4 protein-coding genes are annotated in these 5,266 nt (G+C 65.1%); 3 read left to right on the top strand and 1 reads right to left on the bottom strand.

From position 1 onward, the window contains the following. From ACREE8_RS02140 to ACREE8_RS02130, 3 genes are all read left to right on the top strand, one after another. Nucleotides 1-1,149: cyclic nucleotide-binding domain-containing protein (locus ACREE8_RS02140; protein ID WP_431571330.1), on the top strand; the 1,149-nt coding region annotated here is incomplete at its 5' end. Nucleotides 1,150-1,180: 31 nt separating this feature from the next. Then, complete coding sequence (locus ACREE8_RS02135) at nt 1,181-2,080, top strand: DMT family transporter (protein WP_431571329.1); 900 nt, start codon at nt 1,181-1,183, stop codon at nt 2,078-2,080. A gap of 229 nt (nt 2,081-2,309) precedes the next feature. Beyond that, the gene (locus tag ACREE8_RS02130; RefSeq protein ID WP_431571328.1) at nt 2,310-3,821 is read left to right on the top strand and encodes an aldehyde dehydrogenase; all 1,512 of its coding nucleotides are present in this window, start codon (nt 2,310-2,312) and stop codon (nt 3,819-3,821) included. A 116-nt stretch (nt 3,822-3,937) separates the two neighbouring features. Here ACREE8_RS02130 and ACREE8_RS02125 read toward each other — a convergent pair. Beyond that, a partial coding sequence (locus tag ACREE8_RS02125; protein WP_431571327.1) for an APC family permease occupies nt 3,938-5,266 on the bottom strand: 1,329 nt, incomplete at its 5' end.

Here is a 5,266-nt window from a genome sequence, read left to right as displayed (position 1 = left end):
AAGCGCGTGTTCGATCAGATCGAGGCCCCCTTGGGCACGGCGCCGGCCGCTCCGACCGCGGCCACCGAGGCCGAGATCGCCAAGGCCGCCCGTGCCGCTTCGGGCGAGCATGAGCTCGACATGGCCGCGGTCGCGCTCTCGATCATCACGCAATATGAAGTGGAGCTGGTGCATCAGCGCCTGCGCGAAGGCACCGTCAGCCGGAAGACGACCGAGTCCAAGCTCGCCGATGCCAGCCGCCTGATGGACGGCATCAAGCAGGGCGGCGCCGAGGGCTACGTCAAGGCGGTCGACGACTTGCTCAAATTCCCGCGCCGCATCCGCTGGGGCATGCATCTCCAGCAATGGTTCGCGATCGAGCGCCCGCTGGCCGAAATGCTGGGCGACCGCTTCAACAAGCTCTTCGTCAGCTCGCTTCTCTTGATGGATCTGGGCGAGTTCCTGCGCCGCCGGGTGCGCCCGGTGGTGGGCGAAGGCGCCGCCGCCGCCGCCGGCGCCGTGCTGCAGCGCCGGCGCGAAGGCGTCGCCAAGGCGCTGGGCGCGCTGCGCCTGCAATATCCCGATTACGCGCATCAGCTCGAGGAGCTCTATGTCAGCCGCCTCGCCTTCCGCGCGATCGAGGACGGCTACAACTCGATGCATAAGGAATCGGTCCTCAGCGAAGAGGTCTACGACAATCTCATCCGCGGGCTGAACCAGCGCCGGCGCGCGGCCTTCCGCCTGCTGCGGCTCGACATCGCCATGGCGCCCGAGACCCTGCTGCAGCGGGTGCGGCTGTTCCAGGGCCTCTCGAACGATGGCCGCCGGCGCGTCGCCAAACTGATGCGCCCGCGCCTGGCGCTGCCCGGTGAGGAGATCGTCAAGGCCGGCGAGCATGGCGATTCGATGTTCTTCATCACCACCGGCGCCGTCGAGGTGGTGCTGCCGCACACGCCGGTGCGGCTCGGCACGGGCGAGTTCTTCGGCGAGGTGGCGCTCGTCACCAACCGGCCGCGCACGGCCGATGTCGTTGCCCTCTCCTATTCGAATCTGCTGGTGCTGAGCGCGCGCGATCTCGAGCGGCTCAGCGAAGCCGATCCCGAGATCGGCCGCGAGATCGCGGCCGTCGCGCAGGCCCGCATCGCCGCCTTCGATTCCGCCGTCGGCTGAGCGGCCCGAGGCCCAGCAGCTACCCCACATCATGACAGCCCTGCCGCCGGCCCCGGCCCTGCCTAGCTTGCGACCCTCGATGAGCGGCATCGGCTGGATGCTCGCGGCCGGCCTCGGCTTCGTCATGATGGATTCGACCGCGAAGTTCCTGACGGCGGACTATTCGACGGTCCAGATCACCTGGTGTCGCTATCTCTTTCACATGCTGACCGCGCTGCCGATCCTGCTCGCCTGGCGCGGCGGGTCGGTGTTCCATACGCGCCGGCTCGATCTGCAGCTGATCCGCTCGGTCCTGCTGCTGGGCTCGACCGTGTTCTACTTCATCGCGCTGCGCTACATCCCGCTCGCGACCGCGGCCTCGATCGGCTTCGTGGCGCCGCTGTTCCTGACGGCGCTCTCGGTGCCGCTGCTCAAGGAGCGCGTCGGCATGCGGCGCTGGGTCGCCGTCGGGATCGGGTTCTTTGCGGTCTTCCTGATCATCCGCCCCGGCTTCGGCCTGATGCATTGGGCCATGGTCATGCCGCTCCTGGTCGCCGCCTGCTTCGCGCTCTATCAGATCGTGACGCGACTGCTGGGTCCGATCGATCATTGGTCCGTGACGCTGTTCTATTCGGGCGTGGTCGGCCTCGTCGTCATGTCCGCGATGCTGCCGGGATCCTGGCGCGCGCCCGACGCCACGGGCTGGTGCCTCCTGATCTTCGTGGGCTTCATGGGCGCCGTCTCGCATCTCTGCATGATCCGCGCCTTCACCCTCACGCCCGCCTCGATGCTGGCGCCCTTCAGCTATCTGCAGCTGGCCTGGGCGGTGGCGATCGGTTACCTGGTCTTCGGCAACCTGCCCGACCGCTGGACCGCCGCGGGGGCCACGGTCATCGTCCTGTCGGGCCTCTATATCTGGTATCGCGAGCGCGTCCAGGCCACCTTGCGCTGAAGCCTCTCCGCCTATCCCCCGGGCGATATGGCTCGAGGGCTATGCCGGTGCTATAAGCGGCGACCATCCGGATCCGAGGCCCAAGAGGCGAAGACCCCGGACGGCATTCCTGCCGTCCATGCCCCGGGTTCAGCACTGTCAACGACAGTTTCCGCGCCGCGACGAGGCGTTCATCGGGCCTCGATTCCCGAGAGCCCCGCCTTTTCCCGGCGCCGACAAAGGAGGAACCATGGATCTCGAACAGGCCAAGAAGCTCGGCAAGAAGGATTGGCACAAGCTCGCCAGCAAGATCAAACCCGAGACCCGCAATTTCATCGACGGCAAGTTCGTCCCGGCCAAGAAAAGTCGGACCTTCGAATCGATCAACCCGGTCAATGGCGAGGTCATTGCCGAGGTGGCGCGCTCGGACGCGTCGGATGTCGATGCCGCCGTCAAATCCGGCCGCAAGGCCTTCAAGAGCGGCGTGTGGAGCCGGATGGCGCCGCGCGACCGCATGGACGTGCTCTATCGCTTCGCCAACCTGATCCGCGAGCATGCGGTCGATTTCGCGCTGCTGGACGTGCTCAATATGGGCAAGCCCGTCAGCGACATGCTCAACAGCGACGTGCCGGGCTCGGCCCTGACCTTCCAGTTCATGGCCGAATGCATCGACAAGATCTTCGGCCAGGTCACCGCCACCGCGGCCTCGGAGTTCCATTACATCGTCCGCGAGCCCCTGGGCGTCGTGGGCTGTATCGTGCCCTGGAACTATCCGCTGATGATGGCGTCCTGGAAGATCGCGCCGGCGCTCGCGACCGGCAACTCGGTCGTGCTCAAGCCGGCCGAGCAGTCGCCGCTCTCCGCCAATCTGATGGCGAAGCTGTTCATGGAGGCGGGCGGGCCCGCGGGCGTGCTCAACGTCGTGCATGGCTTCGGCGAGGAAACCGGCAAGCCGCTGGCGCTTCATCTCGACGTCGACAAGATCGCCTTCACCGGCTCGACCGAGATCGGCAAGCTGCTGATGATCTATGCCGGCCAGTCGAACATGAAGCGGGTCACCACCGAATGTGGCGGCAAGACCCCGCAGATCATCATGGGCGATGCCAATCTGGATTCGGCCGTGAACTACGCCATCGCCGGCATCTTCGGCAACCAGGGCGAGGTCTGCAATGCAGGCTCGCGTCTCCTGGTCGAGAAGAAAGTCCATGACGAGTTCCTGGATCTCTTCACCAAGCGCGCCAAGACCGTCTTCCAGCCGGGCGATCCGTTCGATCCCTCGACGCAGATGGGCCCGCTGGTCACCAAGGGCCAGCAGAAGCGCGTGTTGGACTACATCAATATCGGCAAGAAGGAAGGCGCCAAGCTCTGCTTCGGCGGCGGCGTGCCCAAGGGGCTCGAGAAGGGCGCCTATGTGCAGCCGACCCTGTTCGCCGGGGTGAAGAACGACATGCGCATCGCCCAGGAGGAGATCTTCGGGCCGGTCGCGGCCGTGCTCCCCTTCAAGAACATCGAGGAAGCGGTCGAGATCGCCAACGATTCGCTCTATGGCCTGGCGGCCTCGGTCTGGTCCAAGAACATCGACACCGCCCACAAGGCCGCGCGCGACCTGCAGGCGGGTGTGGTGTGGGTCAACTGCTTCGATCATGGCGACATGACGATGCAGTGGGGCGGCTACAAGCAGTCGGGCCAGGGCCGCGACAAATGCTTCGAATCGATGCTGCTGCACACTCAGACCAAGTCGGTCTGGATCCATCTCGAATAGGACTTCACGAGCGAGCCGGCGGGCGACCCCGCCGGTTCCTTCGGCTCAAGCGAAAGCCGGCGGGATCGAGTCCCGCCGGCTTTTTTATGCCTGGCTCCTCCTGCCGAGAGGCAGCGTCACCAGAAGATGAAATAGCCCAGCGCGCAGGAAGCGGCACCGCCGAGCAAAGCGACATAAGGCAGTATCCCCGCCTTCTTCGGCCCAAGCTGCGTTTGTCCCGCCAGCAGCAGGTCCGAATACATATGTTCGGGGAACTTTCCTTTATCGGTGACGTAGTGGCGGAAGAGGAAGAATGGCACCACCAGCGCCGCCGAAACGAAGCCCGCCATCAAGGTTCCCGCACCCCAGACATTCGCGCCGGCACCGAGCAGGAAGGCGTTCACATAGCCGAAGATGGCACCCAGCCCGAGCAACCAGGTCGGGCAGCGCCAGGGACGCCGCACATCCGGGTTGTCGAGCCGGTGGATCCAGCCGGCATTGAGATTGAGGAAGTTGAAGATCAGGTAGTTACAGTTCGAGACCGCCAGCACGAAGATGTAGTCCGACATCAGCAACAGGATCAGGTTGAAGCAGAGGTCGGTCCACATGGCGCGGGTCGGTGCGCCGTGGCTGTTCACATAGGCCAGATATTTCGGGAACCAGCCGTCACGCCCGCCCTGATTGAGCGTGCGCGAGGAGCCGGCCATGGCCGTCATGATCGCGAGCATGAGGGTGAAGAACAGCAGGATCACCAGTATTTTGGTAATGAACGGCCCGGCCTGGACCATTTCCGCCAGCGCCAGACCCATGCCGGCGCCGGAATAGATGCCGGGGTCGAGCATCTTCTGGGTCCCGAAGAAGCCCTGGAACACCACCGGGACCAGCACATAGGCGACGATGCAGATGAGGCCCGATACGATGATCGCGCGAGGCATGTCGCGGCCGGGATTCTTGAACTCGCTCATATAGCAGACCGAGGTCTCGAAGGCGTAGGCCGACCAGGCGGCGATGAAGAGACCGCCCATGAAGAATTTCAGCCCTTCGCGATCCCAGACGCCGGCGATGACCGAGCCGTTGGCGTCGGTCGCGAGCGGCGTGAAGGGCACGAAGTTCTCGCCATGCACATTGCCCGCCAGCAGCGGAATGATGCAGACGATGAAGAGCGGCAGCAGCGAGGCGATCGTCAGCAGCGTCTGGATCTGGGCGGTGCGCAGGATGCCGCGATGCTGGATCGCGAACACCACCAGCATGATGGCGGCACCCAGCAGGAAGGTCGCGTTGAAGCGCAGAGAGAGGCCGTCGGAGATGAAGCTCAGATCCACCAGCGTGACCTGCCAGGTCATGATGCTGGCGTCGGGCGCATAGAAGACCGAGAGCAGGTAGCCGGCCCCCAGCCCCGACCCGATGGCAAGCACCGGGGTCCAGGCCAGCCAGTTCGACCAGAGCGACAAGGGCGCCAGGATCTG

The sequence above is a fragment of the Hypericibacter sp. genome (assembly GCF_050729195.1).
Lineage (GTDB): Bacteria > Pseudomonadota > Alphaproteobacteria > Dongiales > Dongiaceae > Hypericibacter.
The sequence above is the reverse complement of the archived record's forward strand: the minus strand, read 5'-3'. Positions and strand labels throughout refer to the sequence as shown.